13 protein-coding genes are annotated in these 17,478 nt (G+C 74.0%); 4 read left to right on the forward strand and 9 right to left on the reverse strand.

The window, feature by feature from the left end; genetic code table 11:
- The first annotated feature begins 60 nt into the window (after window positions 1-60).
- On the forward strand, window positions 61-870 hold the full coding sequence (locus LN037_RS11190; RefSeq protein WP_230752298.1) for a class I SAM-dependent methyltransferase: 810 nt from the start codon (window positions 61-63) through the stop codon (window positions 868-870).
- Window positions 871-874: 4 nt separating this feature from the next.
- Here the strand turns inward: LN037_RS11190 and LN037_RS11195 are convergent, their stop codons facing one another.
- Window positions 875-1,843, reverse strand: coding sequence for an aldo/keto reductase (locus LN037_RS11195; protein WP_230752300.1), 969 nt, complete (start codon window positions 1,841-1,843; stop codon window positions 875-877).
- 94 nt (window positions 1,844-1,937) lie between these two features.
- Window positions 1,938-3,761, reverse strand: coding sequence for an NAD(P)/FAD-dependent oxidoreductase (locus tag LN037_RS11200; RefSeq protein ID WP_230752302.1), 1,824 nt, complete (start codon window positions 3,759-3,761; stop codon window positions 1,938-1,940).
- A gap of 94 nt (window positions 3,762-3,855) precedes the next feature.
- On the opposite strand from LN037_RS11200, the gene LN037_RS11205 reads away from it, so the two are divergent.
- Complete coding sequence (locus LN037_RS11205; protein ID WP_308286137.1) at window positions 3,856-5,613, forward strand: MFS transporter; 1,758 nt, start codon at window positions 3,856-3,858, stop codon at window positions 5,611-5,613.
- A gap of 25 nt (window positions 5,614-5,638) precedes the next feature.
- Here the strand turns inward: LN037_RS11205 and LN037_RS11210 are convergent, their stop codons facing one another.
- Window positions 5,639-7,099 carry a multicopper oxidase family protein gene (locus tag LN037_RS11210; protein WP_230752304.1) on the reverse strand — a complete coding sequence of 487 codons (1,461 nt, stop codon included), beginning with the start codon at window positions 7,097-7,099 and terminating at the stop codon, window positions 5,639-5,641.
- Window position 7,100: 1 nt separating this feature from the next.
- Window positions 7,101-7,574, reverse strand: a complete 474-nt coding sequence (locus LN037_RS11215) for a hypothetical protein (RefSeq protein WP_230752306.1) — start codon at window positions 7,572-7,574, stop codon at window positions 7,101-7,103.
- A 216-nt stretch (window positions 7,575-7,790) separates the two neighbouring features.
- Between LN037_RS11215 and LN037_RS11220 the strand changes: the two genes are divergently transcribed.
- Window positions 7,791-8,117, forward strand: a complete 327-nt coding sequence (locus LN037_RS11220) for a PASTA domain-containing protein (RefSeq protein ID WP_230752321.1) — start codon at window positions 7,791-7,793, stop codon at window positions 8,115-8,117.
- A gap of 65 nt (window positions 8,118-8,182) precedes the next feature.
- Here LN037_RS11220 and LN037_RS11225 read toward each other — a convergent pair whose 3' ends face one another.
- The 5 genes from LN037_RS11225 to LN037_RS11245 all read right to left on the reverse strand — a co-directional run bounded on the left by LN037_RS11225 (window position 8,183) and on the right by LN037_RS11245 (window position 15,158).
- Complete coding sequence (locus LN037_RS11225; RefSeq protein WP_230752323.1) at window positions 8,183-8,488, reverse strand: Dabb family protein; 306 nt, start codon at window positions 8,486-8,488, stop codon at window positions 8,183-8,185.
- A 45-nt stretch (window positions 8,489-8,533) separates the two neighbouring features.
- Complete coding sequence (locus LN037_RS11230) at window positions 8,534-10,213, reverse strand: tetratricopeptide repeat protein (protein WP_230752325.1); 1,680 nt, start codon at window positions 10,211-10,213, stop codon at window positions 8,534-8,536.
- Between the two features lie 178 nt (window positions 10,214-10,391).
- Window positions 10,392-11,447, reverse strand: a complete 1,056-nt coding sequence (gene gmd / locus LN037_RS11235) for a GDP-mannose 4,6-dehydratase (RefSeq protein ID WP_230752328.1) — start codon at window positions 11,445-11,447, stop codon at window positions 10,392-10,394.
- Between the two features lie 113 nt (window positions 11,448-11,560).
- A complete protein-coding gene (locus LN037_RS11240; protein ID WP_230752331.1) occupies window positions 11,561-13,825 on the reverse strand; it encodes a transglycosylase domain-containing protein in 2,265 nt (754 codons plus the stop codon).
- 100 nt (window positions 13,826-13,925) lie between these two features.
- Window positions 13,926-15,158, reverse strand: a complete 1,233-nt coding sequence (locus LN037_RS11245; RefSeq protein WP_230752333.1) for a cytochrome P450 — start codon at window positions 15,156-15,158, stop codon at window positions 13,926-13,928.
- A gap of 469 nt (window positions 15,159-15,627) precedes the next feature.
- On the opposite strand from LN037_RS11245, the gene LN037_RS11250 reads away from it, so the two are divergent.
- A complete protein-coding gene (locus LN037_RS11250; RefSeq protein ID WP_230752335.1) occupies window positions 15,628-17,442 on the forward strand; it encodes a hypothetical protein in 1,815 nt (604 codons plus the stop codon).
- Window positions 17,443-17,478 lie beyond the last annotated feature (36 nt).

Here is a 17,478-nt window from a genome sequence, read left to right on the forward strand (position 1 = left end):
CCCGGGTGGCACTGCACCGAACGGCCTAACGGCCGCCGCGCGGGCGGCGATGCGGGTCACATGACGACCGAGACCGTCGTGCCGATGCACGACCTGCAGGAGGCCGTCCACGGTGACGGGCACGACTACCTCTCCGGCTCGCCCCACCTGCGGCACGCCTACCTGAACCGCTGGATGCGCGACACCCTCAACGACGTGGTCACCAACCTCGCCGACCGGCTCGGCCGCCCGCCGCGGGTGATCGAGGTGGGCGCCGGGCACGGCGGGTTCACCGAGACCATGGTCTCCGCCGGGGCCGAGGTGGTGGTCACCGAGATGAGCGGCCCGAGCGCGCGCTCGATCGCCGCGCGGTTCCGGCACAACCCGCGGGTCCGGGTCCACCACGACCTCGACGGCCGGCTCGACGTCCACGGCGAGGTCGACCTCGTGGTCTACATGGCCGTGCTGCACCACATCCCCGACTACCTGGCCTCCCTCGAGGAGGCCTGCGGCATCGTCGCGCCCGGCGGCGCGATCGTCACCTTCCAGGACCCGCTGTACTACCCGCGCCAGCCCCGCTCGGCCGTCGCGCTCTCGCGCGCGGCGACCCTCGCGTGGCGGGTGACCGAGGGCGAGCTCGCCCGCGGCTTCCGCACGCTCTCGCGCCGGATCCGCGGGGTCTACGACGAGTCGCTGCCCTCGGACATGTCCGAGTACCACGTGGTGCGCGACGGCGTCGACGAGGACGCGATCGCCCTCCTGCTGCGCCGGTCCTTCGCCGACGTCGACGTGCACCGGTACTTCTCCACGCAGGGCGGCTGGGTGCAGACCCTGGGGCAGCGCGTGCTGCGCCCGAACACGTTCGGGGTGGTCGCGCGCGCCCGCCGGTGACCGCTCAGCGGTGCCCGGCGATGCCCCGCGGCTCGTAGGTCTCCGACAGCTCGGTGAGCTCGTGCTCGTCGAGCTGCAGGTCGACCGCGGCGACGGCCTCGGAGAGGTGGTTCAGCTTCGTCGCCCCGATGATCGGCGAGTCGACGACGGGCTGGGCGAGCAGCCAGGCCAGGGCCACCTGGGCCCGGCTGACGCCCCGCCTGCCGGCGATCTCGGCGACCTTCTCCACGATGTGCCGGTCCGAGTCGCGGTAGAGCGTCTTGCCGAACTCGTCGGTGTCGCCGCGGGTCGTCGACTCGTCCCAGTCGCGGGTGAGCTTGCCGCGCGCGAGCGGGCTCCACGGGATCGAGCCGACGCCCTCGTCGAGGCAGAGCGGGTTCATCTCCCGCTCCTCCTCGCGGTAGAGCAGGTTGTAGTGGTTCTGCATGGTCACGAACCGCGCCCACCCGTTCGCGTCCTGCAGGTGCAGCGCCTTCGCGAACTGCCACGCGAACATCGACGACGCCCCGATGTAGCGCGCCTTGCCCGAGCGCACCACGTCGTGCAGCGCCTCGAGCGTCTCCTCCAGCGGCGTCTCGGGGTCGAACCGGTGGATCTGGTAGAGGTCCACGTAGTCCATGCCGAGCCGGCGCAGCGAGTGGTCGATCCCGCTCAGGATCGCCTTGCGCGAGAGGCCGGCGCCGTTCGGGCCGGGCCGCATCCGGTTGAACACCTTGGTCGCGACGACGATCTCGTCGCGGTCGGCCATCTCGTTCAGCCAGCGGCCGGTGATCTCCTCCGACGTGCCTTGCGAGTAGACGTCGGCGGTGTCGAAGAAGTTGATCCCCGCCTCGAGCGCGGCGGAGAAGAACGGCTTCGCCTCGTCCTCGGGCAGCGCCCACGGCCAGCGGTCGTTCGGCACCCCGTAGCTCATGGTGCCGAGGCAGATGCGCGAGACGTCCAGGCCGGTCGACCCGAGCTTCGTGTACTCCATGTCCCCCGACTACCCGCGCTCCCGAGCCGCCGCACCCGCCGTCGGGAAGGGCCCGGGAACGCACGAACGGCCCGCCCGTACCGAGCCGGGGTCGCTACTCGGTGTGGTGCGAGGGCTGGAGCTTGTAGACGGGCGTGTCGATGCCCTCGTGGCGGGCCTTCAGCTGCAGCGCCAGGTAGAGCGAGTAGTGGCGCGACTGGTGGAGGTTCCCGCCGTGGAACCACAGGTTCCGCTGCTGGGTGGGCTTCCACATGTTGCGCTGCTCGCCCTCCCAGGGGCCCGGGTCCTTCGTGGTCTCGGAGCCGAGGCCCCACACCTTCCCGACCCGCGTGGCCATCTCCTCGCCGATGATGTCGGCGACCGAGGTGATCATCGAGCGGTACCCGGTGGCGAGGACGACGAGGTCGGCCTCCAGGTGGGTGCCGTCCTCCAGGGTCACCCCGTCCTCGGTGAACTCCTGGACCTGCCCCTTCACCAGCTTGACCTTGCCCTCGGCCACGAGCTGGGCGGCGCCCACGTCGATGTAGTAGCCCGAGCCGCGGCGCAGGTACTTCATGAACAGGCCCGACTCGTCGTCCCCGAAGTCGAGCTCGAAGCCGGCCGCGCGGAGCTGGTCGTAGAACTCCTGGTCGCGGACCTTAGCCTCGTCGTAGGCGGGCCGCTGGAAGTCGGCCATGATCCGGTAGGGCAGCGACGCGAACGTCAGGTCCGCGGTGCGCGTGGTGATCCCGTTGCGCACGGCCTCCTCGGAGTAGAGCCCGCCGAGGGCGAGCTCCATCAGGGTGTCCGACTTGATGATGTGCGTGGACGACCGCTGCACCATCGTGATGTCGGCGCCCGCCTCCCAGGCGGCCCCGCTGATGTCGAACGCGGAGTTGTTCGAGCCGATCACGACGATCTTCTTGCCCTCGTAGCCCTGCGGCCCGGGGTGCTCCGACGAGTGCTGGATCTCGCCGCGGAAGCGGTCCGTGCCCGGGAACTCGGGCCGGTTCGGCTTGCCGGAGACGCCCATCGCGAAGACGAGCTGGGTCGGCCGGAGCACGACCTCCTCGGGGCCGTTGCCGCGGTCGCGGTGGACCTTCACGGTCCAGCGGCCCTCGGCCTCGTCGAACTCGGCGGACTCCGCCGTCGTCGAGCCCCAGTAGTTGATCTCCATGACCCGCGTGTACATCTCGAGCCAGTCGCCGATCTTGTCCTTCGGCGCGAAGACCGGCCAGTTGTCCGGGAACGGGATGTAGGGCAGGTGGTCGTACCAGACCGGGTCGTGCAGGGCGAGGCTCTTGTAGCGCTTGCGCCAGGAGTCGCCGGGGCGCTCGTTGCGCTCGATGACGATGGTCGGGACCCCGAGCTGGCGCAGGCGGGCCGAGAGCGCGATGCCGCCCTGGCCGCCGCCGATGACGACGACCTCGGGCTGGCGGGTGTAGCCGAGCTCCTCCGCCTCCTGCTCGCGGCTCTCCTTCCACGTCACGCGGTCGGGGTTCGCGCCGTGCTCGGTGCCGAACGGGCGCCGTTCGCGCTGGTTCTCCTCGTGGCCCTTGAGTTCGTCGAGCGTCGTCAGCAGGGTCCAGGCCTTGCCGTCCTTGAGCCGGACGTGCCCGGTCCCGCGGCCGACCGCCGTCTCGAAGGTCAGCCACGCCTCGTCGACGCCGTCGGCGGAGCTCGGCTCGCCGTCAACCGCGAAGTGCGTGGGGTCGATCCGGTCGAGCACCTGGGTGAGCAGGTCGGCGACCTCGTCGGTCCCCTCGACCGTGGCGATGTTCCAGGTGAAGGACACCAGGTCGCGCCAGTAGCACTCGTCGGCGAACAGCGACACCGCCGCGCCGACGTCGCGCGCGGACAGGGCGTCCTGGAACGCCGACACCCATGCCTCGACGCGGTCGGCCACCTCGCTCCCGGGGCGATCCAGGGTCTGCGTCACGCGGCACCTCTTCTCGTGTTGCCCAGTGGTGAGGTGACCACGGTCACGCGCGGAGGCCGGTGCGGGCAAGGGTTGCAACGTTGTTGCGCGCTCCGTGACCCACGCGACCCCGTCCGCCGTCGAGCAGGCCCCGCGCCGCTGGTGGATCCTCGCCGTCATCGGCGTGGCCCAGCTGATGGTCATCCTCGACAACTCGATCGTGAACATCGCCCTGCCGTCCGCGCAGGCCGACCTGGGGTTCACCGACGCGCAGCGGCAGTGGGTCGCCACCGCGTACGAGCTCGCGTTCGGCAGCCTGCTGCTGCTCGGCGGGCGCCTCTCGGACCTGTTCGGGCGCAAGGCGGCGTTCGTCGTCGGGCTCGTGGGGTTCGCGGTCGCCTCGGTGCTCGGCGGGCTCGCCCCGGGCTTCGGACTGCTCGTGGCGGCGCGGGCGCTGCAGGGCGTGTTCGGCGCGCTGCTGGCCCCGGCGGCGCTCTCGCTGCTCACGACGACCTTCCCCGCCGGCCGCGACCGCGCCCGCGCCTTCGGCGTCTTCTCCGCCCTCGCCGGCTCGGGCGCCGCGATCGGACTGCTGCTCGGCGGGACGCTCACCGAGTACGCCGACTGGCGCTGGTGCATGTACGTCAACGTCGTCTTCGCGCTGATCGCGCTGGTCGGCGCCCTGGTCCTCATGCCGGCGCACCCCGCGGGGGCGCGGCCGCGCCTCGACCTCGTCGGGACCGTGCTCGCCTCGGCCGGCCTCTTCGGGGTCGTCTTCGCCTTCGCCACCGCCGAGACCGACGGCTGGGGCTCGTGGCCCGTCTACGTCCTCCTCGCGGCCGGTGTGGTCCTGCTGGCGGCCTTCGTCGCGGTGCAGCGGGTCCGCGCCGCGCCGCTGCTGCCGCTGCGCGTGCTGCTCGACCGCTTCCGCGGCGGCTCGTACCTGACGATCCTCGTCCTGACGACGGGCATGTTCGGGCTGTCGCTGTTCCTCGCCTACGTGATGCAGACCGAGCTGGGCCTCTCCCCGGTGCTGACCGGGGTGGCGTTCCTGCCGATGGTCGCCTCGATCATGACGGCGTCGACGACGGTGCCCGCGTTCGTCCTGCCCCGCCTCGGGCCGAAGCCGCTGATCGTCGTGGGCCTGTTGCTCGGGTCCGGCGCGCTCTTCTGGTTCTCGCACCTCTCGCCGGGATCGACCTACGCGAGCGGGGTGCTGGGGCCGCTGATCCTCATGGGCCTCGGCATGGGCACCGCGATGTCGACCTCGATCAACACCGCGACCCTCGGGGTCGACGCGCAGGACGCCGGGGTGGCGTCGGCGACGGTGAACACGATGCAGCAGGTCGGCGGTTCGGTGGGCACCGCGCTGCTCTCCTCGATCGCCGGCACCGCGACCGCGACGGCCCTCGGCCTCGGCCTGGACCCCCGGGCCGCCGCGCTCGCCGGCTACGACCGCGCCTTCCTCGTCGCGTCGGCGATCTTCGTGGTCGCCGCGGTGGTGTGTGGCTCGCTGGTCCCGGCGGGCCGCCCGCACGCGGTGGTGGCCGACTCCGGTCCGGCGCCGCGGGAGCTGCCGGCGGCGCGCGACGCGTGGGGCGGGCCGGACGCGGTCGACGAGCTCACCGCCCCGGGCCTCTCCGGGCGGGTGCTCGACGGCGGGGCGGCGGTCGACGGCACCGTGACCCTGATCGACGCGCTCACCGGCGCCCAGGTCGCCACGGCCCGCACCGTGGACGGGCACTACCGCGTCGAGGTGCCGCGCGCCGGGGACTACCTGCTCGTCGTCTCGGCCGACGGCCGTCGCCCTCTCGCCGAGCGGGTCCGCGTGGCCGCGCCGGAGATCGCGATGGCGCGCGACGTGCGGGTCTGACGCATCCCCGTGCCGGCACCCGGCCCTACTCCGGGTCGTTCGGCGTGTCCGGGCCCGCCCGGTAGGGGGTCGTCACGCCCTCGTACATCAGGTGCGCCACGAGGCCCTGCTTCGGGTGGGCCAGGTTGTGGCAGTGGTCCATCCACACGCCCGGGTTGTCGGCGACGAAGGCGACGTCGTAGGTCGCGTCGTCGGGCACGTCGAGGGAGTCGATCCACCACGGGCTCCCGGTCGCCGGCACGCCGTTGCGCGCGAGCACCACGGCGTGGTGCCCGTGCAGGTGCATCGGGTGGACCTCGCCCGAGGAGTTGCTGATGCGCATCCGCACCACGTCGCCCTCGCGCACCATGAACATCGGGACGTCGGGGTACAGCCCGCCGTTGATCGTCCAGTACAGCCCCGGGACCCCGCCGACGAAGCCGGGCCGACGGCCGATGGCGTAGTCGAACACGCGGTTCGGGGTCGTCGGGTCGAAGCCGAGCGCGACCGGTGAGCCGTAGGTCAGCAGGTCGACGGTCGCGGTCGGCACCGGCGCGGGGGCACCACCGCCGCCCACGACGACCGCCGCTCCCCCGAGCTCGATCCGCGCCGGCGCGACGACCTCCAGGTCCGCGCGCCCGCCCGCGGTGACCAGCACGGCCGCGCCGGACACGGGCGTCGGCGCGTGCACGTCGGTGCCGTCGACCGCCAGGACGCGGTAGGGCGTCGCCGACCACGCCCGCATCGGCCCGTCGTCGGTGTTGGTGATCCGCACGCGCACCGTGCTCCCCGGCGCCGCGGGCACCGCGACCTCCCCCGGGGCGCCGTTCACGGTGCGCTTCCCGTCGAACAGGTGCACGAGAGCGGTCGCGTCCGGGCTCACGCCTCCGGGCGGCTCCACGACGAGCGACCCGAACAACCCGTTCCGGACCTGCTCGTCCGCGACCTGGTGCGAGTGGTACCAGTACGTGCCGACCTGGTCGGCGCGGAAGCGGTAGACGAACTCCTGCCCCGGCAGCACCGCGTCCTGGGTCACGCCGGCCACGCCGTCGTCCCCGTTCGGCACGTCCAGGCCGTGCCAGTGCAGCGTGATCCCCCGCGCCACGTTCTCGTTGACCAGCCGGACCGCCACGACCTGGCCCGCCACGGCCCGGATCTCCGGCCCCGGCGTCCGCCCGTTCAGCGTGTAGCGCGCGCCGTCGGCCCGGGCGACCAGCGTGACCGTCACGTCCGCGGGGACCGACGCCGGGAGCCGCAGCGTGTCCACCGAGCGCCCGACCGTGCCGTCGTGACCGTGGCCGTGACCGGCCATGAGGGCCGGACCACCCCCGTCGTCGGGAACGCCCATGTCGGCGACGGACCAGCTGCCCGCGGGCAGGCTCGCGGCCCAGAACCAGGCGATCGGGGCGAGGACGACGAGCGTCGCCAGCACCGCGACCAGCGTGCGACGACGGGTGCGGCGGCCGCGGGATGCGGCCGCCGCGGTCGGCCGGACCTCGGTGAGCACCTCAGGCGACGGGGGCGTGGTGGCTGCCCATGGCGGCGGGCTCACGCGTCCGGTCGGCCGCGCTGCTGCGGCGGGCCGCGACGAGCGCGACGACGAGCAGGCCCAGGGCGACGGCGCCGTGCAGCATGCCGAGCGCGGGGATCGCGTGGGCGAAGATGCCGAGCGCGACCTGGACGACGGTCAGCAGGAACGCCGCCGCGCCCCACGCGACGGCCCCGGGGAACCGCGCGAAGAACGAGGAGATCAGGAAGAGCAGCGCGAGCGCGGGCACGATCAGGGTCCCGTTCATGCCGTGGACCATGAAGCCGGTGACGCCGTCGAAGACGACGCTCTCGCTCTCCATCCCGGCCTTGTCGAGGACGCCCCCGCCCTCGATCCACGCGGTGAGGCCGAAGATCGCCCAAGCGATCGCGGCGGCCTGCACGATGACCTCGAGCGCGAGCAGATAGGCCAGGACACGGTAGACGGCACGCATCACGTAACCCCCGGTTCGATCACGGTGTGGTGGTTCTCGCGTCCGCATCCGTGAACCGTGGTCTCGATTCGTCGGAGTCGACCGGAGTGGCGGCTACTCTAAGTCCACAGTGTGATCGAAATCCTAGTCTTTACGGGTGAATCACCCTGTCAAGCGATCGGGACACGCCCCGGCACCCCGCCGACACGACGCGTCACCGGTCGGTACCGTTGGGCCATGGCCGACAGCCTCACCGACACGACCACGGTCCCCGAGCTCGTCGGGCTCGCCGCGGCCGACGCCCACGACGCGGCCCTCGACGCGCGTCTGCTCGCGATCCCGCAGAACGCCCGGCACACGGGCGCGGGGCGCAGCATCATCACCAACCAGCGCCCGAAGGCGGGCGCCGCGGCGACCCCGGGCGACACGATCATGATCTGGGTCGACGACCCGGCCGCCGGACCGTCGACGGAGGAGGGTCCCGACGACGACGGGTCCGGCGGCGGCGGCGGCTCCCGCCTGCCCGACGGCCCGAAGACCACGCCCACCGCGGGCGCCAAGTAGCGCCCACCGACTCCCGGGCCCGGCCCACGACCTCGTCGTGCGCCGGGCTCGTCCCGTCTCCGGGGTCAGTGCGCGAACTGGACCGCCGAGCGCGAGGAGATCAGCGGCGCGATCTGCTCGGCGATGATCCGCTTGTGCTCCGGGTGGTCGCGGTAGCGCAGGTAGGCGTCCTGGTCGGTGAAGGTGGCCGACACGGCGAAGTCGGCGTTGCCCTCGTTGACCCCGAGGTCGGGACCCGCCTTCCACGACTCGAGGCCCTCGAGCCCCTCCCGGCGGTCGATCCACTCCTGCAGGTTGCGCAGGATGTCCTCGACGGTCCCCGCCGAGGTGCCCTCGACCCAGCTGAACGTGACGACGTGCGTGACGGCCATGCCGCACACCCTGCCATCCCGTTCCCGACGACCGGTCGGGTCGGTTCAGGTGCGCGGCTTCGCCGCGAGCGGCACCACCCGGGCCGCGGGTGACTCCTCGGCGTCCCCGGCGCTTTCGGCTTCCTCGGGCTGCTCGGCCTCCTCGGCGTCCTCGCCGGCCGACGATGTGGCGTCACTGTCACTGGATGCATGCCATGACGCATTGCTGTCACCGGAGGTGGCGGGTGCCAGCGCCGTCAGCCCCGTCCGCGCCCGGGCCACGACGGCCGGGTCGGCGGCGGCCAGCGCCGCGGTGAACGCCTCGCGGGCCGCGTCGGGGTGGCCGGTCGTGGACTCGAGCGTGCCGAGCTGACAGGCCGCCTCGACGGCCAGCGCGGGGTCGCGGGATCGGCGCAGCACCGTGAGCAGGGTCCGGGCGTCGGCGATCCGCCCCTGCCGCAAGGCGATGTCGGCGAGCACCACCTGCACGCCGAGCTGGTCGGCGGCCTGGTCGAGGTGACGCCGGGCCCGGTCGAGCCGGTCGTAGCGGTAGAACACGAGTCCGAGGCCGCGATGCGCCGCCCGGGCCTGCTCCTCGTCGCCGACCGCGATGACGTAGGCGAACCACTGCGCGGCCTCCCGGTCGCGCTCCAGTCCGGCGTAGCCCCGGGCGATGCGCAGCGCGACGACGGGGCCGAGCGGGTCGGGCTCGAGGTCGGTCACCATCGCGGCGGCGAGGCTGTCCAGCCCGGCGGCGAGCATGGTGCGGGCGGCCGCGTAGCGCGCGTGGTGGTCGAGGCGGGCGGCGATGCACCCGACGAGCTCGGCCGAGGGCAGGCGGGCGAGGTCGACCAGGACGCGGGCGGGCGCGAGGTGCCGCTCCCCCGCGCGGGTCGTGCGCACGAGCCACCCGGCCTCGACGAGCCCGTCCACGACGGACGCGAGGTCGCCGGTGGCGTCGTCGGGGCGCAGGGCGTCGAGGGTCTCGAGGTCGAGCGCGGTCGGGACGCCCAGGCGGTGCCACACCGCGGCGAGGCGCACGACGTCGCCGGACGGGCCGGCAAAAGCCGCCCGCGCGGCCTCGAGCGGCGAGACGAGGTCGCCGAGCCGGCGCCCGACCGCGCGCGGCACGCCGAGCGCGGCGACCAGCGCGTGGGACTCACGCCCGACGACCTCGGCGGGGGTCAGCGGGGCGACCACCACCGGCGCGAAGCGCGGCGCGGCGACCTCCCCCCGGGAGAGCGGGGCCAGCCCCCAGCGCACGGTGAACACCAGCCGCACCACGATGTCCCGGTCCGCCCGGCAGGCGGCGAGCACGTCCCCGCGGACCTGGTCGAGCAGGGCCAGCGGGGCGTCGTCGCACCAGACGACGACCGACCGGGACGCGGACGCCCGCTTCCGGGCCCGCTCCACGACCTCGTCGAGCCGCGCGCGGTGCGGGTCGTCGATCGCGACGAACAGGTCGTCGGGACGCTGCCGGCGCACGCCGTGCGCCGCGGTCCGGGTGACCCCGGCCGACGGCGGGCCGGTCACGACGACGACGGGGTGGGTCGGGGCGGTCAGCAGCTCGGCCAGGCGTTCGTCGGCGGCCCGCGGCAGGTAGTCGGCGTCGAGCTCGCCGCCGCCGGTGTCGGGCAGCGCCGTCGTCGCGCCCACGCGGACGCCGACGAGCTTCTCGGCGACCCGTCCCAGGGAGACGGGAGCGCGCCGCGGACGTCGGTCGGTCGGTGCCGAGGGTGCTCCCACGTACGCAGTGTGACGTATCAGGCGCTTTTCGGTCACGTTTCGTCACGGTTCCCACCACCATCGAGCAGCCGCCGCCCGTGTGGTCGACCTGCAGGTCGACGCGCCGTGCACCGCTGTGGTGGGGCGTGAGTGACGGGACGCCCGACGGCGACCGGGCCTGTCACGCAGCGTGCCCGGATCAGCCCGCGATCGACCGGTCCACGAAGCCCGGCCCGGGGAACGGGGCGACCTCGGCGGCCGGCCCCTGCAGCTGGGACAGCTCGGCGTCGACCATGATCCGCGCGAGCTCGGGCGTGAACGTGCGGGGCCGCCAGCCCAGCTCCCGCGCCGCCTTCGACGGGTCGCCGATCAGCGCGTCGACCTCCGTGGGACGCAGGTAGCGGTCGTCGAAGCGCACGTGGCGGGTCCAGTCGAGGCCGACGTGGGCGAAGGTCAGGCGCGCGAAGTCCTCGACCGTGTACGCGGTGCCGGTGGCCAGGACGTAGTCGGCGGGCTCGTCGGCCTGCAGCATCGCCCACATGCCCTCGACGTACTCCGGGGCGAAGCCCCAGTCGCGGACCGCGTCGAGGTTGCCGAGGTACACGTGCTGCTCGAGGCCGAGCGCGATCCGCGCCGCGGCCCGCGCGATCTTGCGGGTCACGAACGTCTCGCCGCGCCGCGGGGACTCGTGGTTGAACAGGATCCCGTTCACCGCGAAGAGCCCGTAGGCCTCGCGGTAGTTGCGGGTGGTCCAGTAGCCGAACACCTTGGACACGCCGTAGGGCGAGCGCGGGTGGAACGGCGTCTCCTCGTGCTGCGGCGGCGGCGTCGCGCCGAACATCTCCGAGCTCGACGCCTGGTAGAAGCGCACGTCCAGCCCGATCATCCGGATCGCCTCGAGCAGCCGCACCGTGCCCACGCCGGTGGTGTTCGCCGTGAACTCCGGCTCGTCGAACGAGACGCGCACGTGGGACTGCGCGGCCAGGTGGTAGACCTCGTCCGGCGCGATCTCGGAGAGCAGCGACACCAGGCGCGAGGAGTCGGTCAGGTCCCCGTAGTGCAGGTGCAGGCGCGCCCCGGGCTCGTGCGGGTCGCGGTAGAGGTGGTCGATGCGGTGGGTGTTGAACGTCGACGCCCGCCGGATCAGGCCGTGCACCTGGTAGCCCTTCGCGAGCAGGAACTCCGCGAGGTACGAGCCGTCCTGGCCGGTGATGCCGGTGATGAACGCGGTCTTCGTGGTCGGGGCCTGGTTCACGCGCGGGGTCCTTCCATCGTGCGGTGCGGTGCCGTGCTGCCGGGGCGAGACGCGCCGCCTCGCACGGCCTGTCGCGAACCGCGGCCGTTACCACCCGATGGAGTGAGGTCGGATCACGGGGAGGAGGGGGCCGCCGGCGGCGGAGCGACGTGCCCGGAGGACGAGACCAGCGCGATCGTCTGACCCGCGATGCCCTGTCCCCCGCCCCCGCCGGGCGTCTGCCCCACCACGGTGCCCGCGGGCGAGCGGTTGTCGACCTGCGAGGTCGTCACCACGAACCCGGCGGCCCGCAGGGCGGCGGCCGCCCGGTCCACCGGCTGCCCGATCTCCTGCGGCACGGTGATCCGGTTGCCACCCGCGACGAAGCGCGGGTCGGTCGGGGGCAGCGGCAGCACCGGCTGCCCGGCCAGGACCGTCGTCATGGCCTGGTAGTAGGTCGCGGCCGGGGTCTCGCCGCCGAACAGGTTGCCGGTGGCGCAGGTCGTCGGCGGGGTGCCGTAGCAGATGGGCCGCGGCGACGACGAGTCGTCGAAGACGATCGAGGCGCCCGACATCTGGGGGGTCGCCCCCACGAACGCCCCCGACTCGGAGGTCTCCGTGGTGCCGGTCTTCGCCGCCGTCGGCCGGTTCCACCCGGCCGCCACCGCCGAGGCCGCCGACGTGCCGCCCGGCTGGTCGTCCTTCGACATGCCGGTCATGAGGGTGTCGGCGAGCTGCGGCGGGAGGGCCTGGTGGCAGGCGGTCGTCGGGATCGTGACCGGGGCCCCGGTGGCGTCGGTGACCGACATGATCGGGTCGGGCGGGCACCACGTGCCGTGCGAGGCCAGGGTGGCGCCGACGCTCGCGAGCTCCAGCGGGCTGGTCGGTGTCGGGCCGAGGGTGAACGAGGCCTGGTTCTGCGCCTTCACGGTGTCCGCGATCGAGGGGCCACCCGTCGCCGTCGGCTTCGCCAGCGACGTCATGCCCATCCGCACCGCCATGTCGACCACCGGCGCCACGCCCGTCGTCTCCTCCAGCTTGACGAAGGCGGTGTTCGGCGACTGCGCGAGCGCGTCCTGCAGCGTGAGCGCCCCCGGGTAGTTGCCGTCGTTCTTGACGACGAAGCCCGGCGAGAGCGGGGAGGCGTACCCCGACGGCGGGACCGGGATGACGTTGGAGATCCCGCCGCCGCCCAGGAGGTACACCGCCGAGGTGAAGATCTTGTACACCGACCCGGCGCCGAGGTTCTCCGGCTCCGCGGGCAGGTCGTAGGTGGTCTGCCCGGCGGCGGCATCGAGCCCGTAGCCGCGGTTCGCGGCGAGCGCCCGCACCGGGTGCGACGTCGCGCCCGGCTGCACGATCGCGAGCGTGTCGGCCACGTGCGGCTGCGTCGGCGGGACCTTCGCGTCCACGGCCGCCTTGGCGGCGGCCATCGCGGCCGGGTCGAGGGTGGTGCGGACCGTGTAGCCGCCCGAGCGCAGCTGCTCGGGGGTGATCCCGGCCTGGTCGAGGTAGTCGAGGACGTAGCTGCAGAAGAACCCGTCGTCGCCGGCGCCGACGCAGCCGTTCGCGATCCCGTGCAGCGGAGCCGCCACGCCGAGCGGGGCCGCCGTGGCCGCGGCCGCCTGCTCCGGGGTCAGCTCGCCCTGCTGGCGCATCTGGTCGATGACGACGTTCCGGCGCCCGGTCGCGGCCTGCGGGTGGTCGACCGGGTCGTACGCCGTCGGGCTCTGCACCATCCCGGCGAGCAGGGCGGCCTGGGGCACCGTGAGCTGCTCGGGCGTCTCGTCGAAGTACGTGCGCGCGGCCGCCGCGACGCCGTAGGACTGGTTGCCCAGGTACACCACGTTGAGGTAGCGGGTGAGGATCTCGTCCTTGGACAGCGAGTGGTCGAGCTGCTCGGCCACCCGCGCCTCGCGCAGCTTGCGCCCGAAGGTGGCCTCGGTGGCCTTGAGCTGCTCGGCCGGGGTCTTCGCGGCGACGTACTCGTCGTAGTTCTTGACGTACTGCTCGGTGAGCGTCGAGGCGCCCTGCGTGGAGCCGCCGGTGCCGTTGTTCACGAGGGCCCGCGCGATCGAGCGCGGGTCGAGGCCCGATTCGCTGAAGAACCGGCGGTCCTCGATCGCGACGATCGCCGCCTTCATCGTCACCGCGATCTGGTCGGACCGGACGATCTGACGATTCTGGTCATAGAGGTACGCGATCGGCGCACCGTTCATGTCGGTGATCGTGGTGATCGAGGGCATGTCACCCCCGATCACCCCCGGCGCCGTGTCCTGCGCACCGACGATGGCCTCACTCGACAGCAGCCCCAGGCCCCCCACCAGCGGGAACGCCATCCCCGCCACGAGAATCCCGGCAATCACCGTCACGGCCAGCAGCCGCACCTTCGACGTCATCGACCCCAGACCTGACCAATTCGGACAATTCCCGACGACGGGTCCTCCCGCCCCTGCGGAACCATTCTCACCCGTCGTCGGGAAAAGCGGTGTCAGCGCCTCACCATGTGACCGGGAGCGCATGGACGCCGTACACGGCCATCGTGTCGCGGAAGGCGATGTCCTCGAGCGGCGCGTCCACCCGCAGCCCGGGGAAGCGGCGCAGCAGCGCCGGGTAGGCGATCTGCAGCTCGACGCGCGCGAGCTGCTGGCCGAGGCACTGGTGCACGCCGTGGCCGAAGGCGACGTGGTGGTTGGGCGTGCGGTCGACGTCGAGCGCGTCGGGGTCGGCGAACACGTCCGGGTCGCGGTTCGCGATCTCGCCGGCCGCGATCACGCCCTCCCCCGCGCGGATCGTCACCCCGCCGAGCTCGATGTCCTCGGTGGCGACGCGGCGCCGTCCGATGTGGGTCACGGTGAGCAGCCGCAGCAGCTCCTCCACGGCCCCGTCGACCGACTCGCCGTCGCGGACCTTCGTGGCCTGGTCCGGGTCCTGCAGCAGGAGCAGCGTGCCCAGGGCGATCATGTTCGCGGTCGTCTCGTGCCCCGCGACGAGGAGCAGCAGCCCCATCGACGCCGCCTGGTGCCGGGTGATCTCGCCGGTCAGCACGTGCCGGACCGCGAGCCGACCCAGCAGGTCGTCCTCGGAGCCGGACTCCTCCCGCTCCGCGACGAGCCCCTCCAGGTACTCCACCAGCTCGTTCGTCGCGGCCACCGAGTCGTCCACGGACGACGTGGTGTCGACCAGGGTGTGCGACCGTGCCTGGAAGAACGGGTGGTCGGCGTAGGGCACGCCGAGCATCCGGCAGATGACGAGGCTGGGCAGCGGCAGGGCGAAGGCCTGCACGAGGTCGACGGGCTGCTCGGACGCCGCCATCGTGTCGAGCAGGTCGTCGACGGCCTCGGTGATCATCGGCCGGAGCCGCCGGATCGCCTTGACGCTGAACTCGCTGATGAGCATCTTGCGGAAGAACGCGTGCTGCGGGTCGTCCATCGCGATGAAGCTCGGGGCGGTCCGACGGCGGGTGGCGACGCTCGCCGAGGTGGCGGGGTAGCCCGGGGTGAACACGTCGGCGGAGAACCGCTGGTCGGCGAGCACGGCCCGGACGTCGGCGTGCCGGGTGACCAGCCACGGGTGGCTGCCGTCCCAGAGCGTCACCCGCGTGATCGGCTCCGTGGCCTGGATGGCGTTCAGCTCCTGCGGCGGGTCGAACGGGCACTGCCGCGCCATCGGGTAGTGCGGGTCCCCGGTCTCCGACGTCCCTGCCGCTGTGGTGTCCACGGTCGCCGTCATGACCCAGCCTCCACGTTTTGGTTGCTGAGGCTAACGATATACCGGGGTCCGGGGGCGTGCAGGAGCACGGCGGCCGACGTCGATGGCGGATGGCTCGCACTGGACGCGTCCAGGACGCCATCGACGCCCCCGACCCGTCGGGCCGACCCGTCCCGCTGCGCGCCCGGTCGGCCCGGTGGCGGTCGCCGTCGTCCTGGCGCGGGCTCCCGCGCTCCACACCACGCCTTGTCGCGGGGACTCACCGCGACAAGGTCGGCGGGTGGCCGCAGCGGACCGCGACAGGGTGCGGCCGCCGGACACCCCGGTGCCGCTCGCGTGTGCACCGGGACCCGGGGCACCCGGGGTTGATCACTCGTTCAGCCGTACCGCCCGTCGAGGCCCCCCGTTCGTGTCCCTCGACCCCGGCGCGTCGACCTCGTGGGATGTCAGGGGCCGCGCCGTCGGGGGGCGGGCCGGACGGGGGTGTGTGGTGGCAGGGTCGTGCTCACGCTGCGGGGCGCCGCGAACGGACGACTGGGCGTTCTGCCGCTCCTGCGGCGCGGTCGACGTCCCCGCACCGCGCCAGGCGCCGCAGGAGGCACGGGCGACGGCCGCGGTCGAGGCGGGCGCCCGGCACGGCGCCCGCGCCGAGGACCCGGTCGACCCGCCCTCGGGCCTCATCCCGACGACGGGCCCCGCCTCCGCACCCGTCCGGGCACCACGGTCCGCGCGCCACTCCGGACCGATCCCGACGACGGGTCCGGCGTCCGGGCCCGTCCCGGACCCACGGCCCGCGCGCCACTCCGGACCGATCCCGACGACGGGCCCCGCCTCCGCACCCGTCCCGGCACCACGGTCCGCGCGCCACTCGGGCCCGATCCCCACGACGGGTCGCGAGGCCCCGTCTAGGCCGGCCCCACGACCCCGCCGGCCCGAGGGTGAGGGCCGCCCGGCCGCGTGGCCGACGATCGAGCCCGCGCCCCGGCCGGTCCTGCGACCGGAGCAGCCCGGGCGCGTCCGGGTCCCGCTGCACCACACGCCCGGCGCCGGGGTCCCCCGCGGGCCCGCGCCCGTCGGCCGACCGACCGTCCACGTCGGCTCGGCCGCCGACTGGGGCGGGGCGCTCCTGGCGGCGGTCGCCGTGCTCGCCGTGCTGGCGCTGCCGGGCGCGCTGCTGGCGGTCACGCTCGGCGGGGACGCGGCGGGCGGGTCACCGCTGCTGCTCCTGCCGATCGCGGTCGCGCTCGGGGTCGGCGGGCCCGTGGGCGTCACGGTGGGGCCGATCGGCCTCGGCGCGACCGTCGCCGCGACCCCGCTGCTCGTCACCGCCGCGGCCGTCACCCTGGGCGCCGCCCTCGTGGTCGCCCGCAGCCGACCCGCCGCCGAGGTGCCGGTGCAGGCCGTGCGGACCCTCGTCCTGTTCCTCGCCGGGCTCACGGCCGTCGCGCTGACCGGGCGCGCGGCGGCGGGCGACGGCACGCTCACCGTCGGCGTCGCCCCCACGCTGGTCGGCGGGGCCGTCTGGTTCGGCGGTGCGCTCGCCCTCGCGATCGCCTGGCGGCGGCCCGACGCGCTCCCGCCCGCCCTGCGCGGCCTGCGCGACCTGCTCGCGGGACCCGTGGCGGGGCTCGGCGCGATCCTGGGGTCGTGCTGGCTCGCCGGCCTCGCCCTGGTCGTCGCGTCCGTGCTGGCCCGCTCCGGAGCCGTCCCCACCCCGACCGCGCTCGGCGGCACCCTCGGCTCCGACACCCCGCCCGTCGTCGCCGTCCTGCTCGTCGTCGTCTTCGCCCCGGCGGCCCTGCTCGTCGCGTTCGCCGTCGCCCTCGGCGTGCCGCTGAGCCCGCGCGTGCCGTTCGCCGACGCCCAGGTCGGCCTGACGCACCTGCTCGGCGAGGGACCGTCGTGGTGGCTCGCCCCGCTCGTCGCCGGCGTGGTGTGCACGCTCGGCGGGATGGTCGCGGCCCTGCATGCCCCCGGCCCTGACGCGGCCGTGCGGCGGGGATGGGCGCTCGGGCCGGCCCTGGCCCTGCTGCTCGCCGCTGCGGTGCCCGCGACCACCGTCGTCGTCGGCCCCTTCGGCCTGCAGCTCGACCTCGCGACCGCCGTCGTGCTCGGCCTGGCGTGGGGCACGGTGGGCGGCCTGCTCGGCGCCGTCGTCGCTCCCGGGCTGCCCCCGGCCCTGCGCTCCGGGCGCCTCGGACCGGCCTCCACGCCGCTCGGCCAGGCGACCGGGGTCGTCGTCGTGGTCCTGTTCCTCGCGGCCGCCCTGGTCGTCGGATTCGCCACCGCAGCGCGACTCGGGTGATGGTTCCTCGTCCGATCGGGTGATCGGGATAACGGC

The organism is Actinomycetospora soli, from assembly GCF_021026295.1.
Classification (GTDB): Bacteria; Actinomycetota; Actinomycetes; order Mycobacteriales; family Pseudonocardiaceae; genus Actinomycetospora; species Actinomycetospora soli.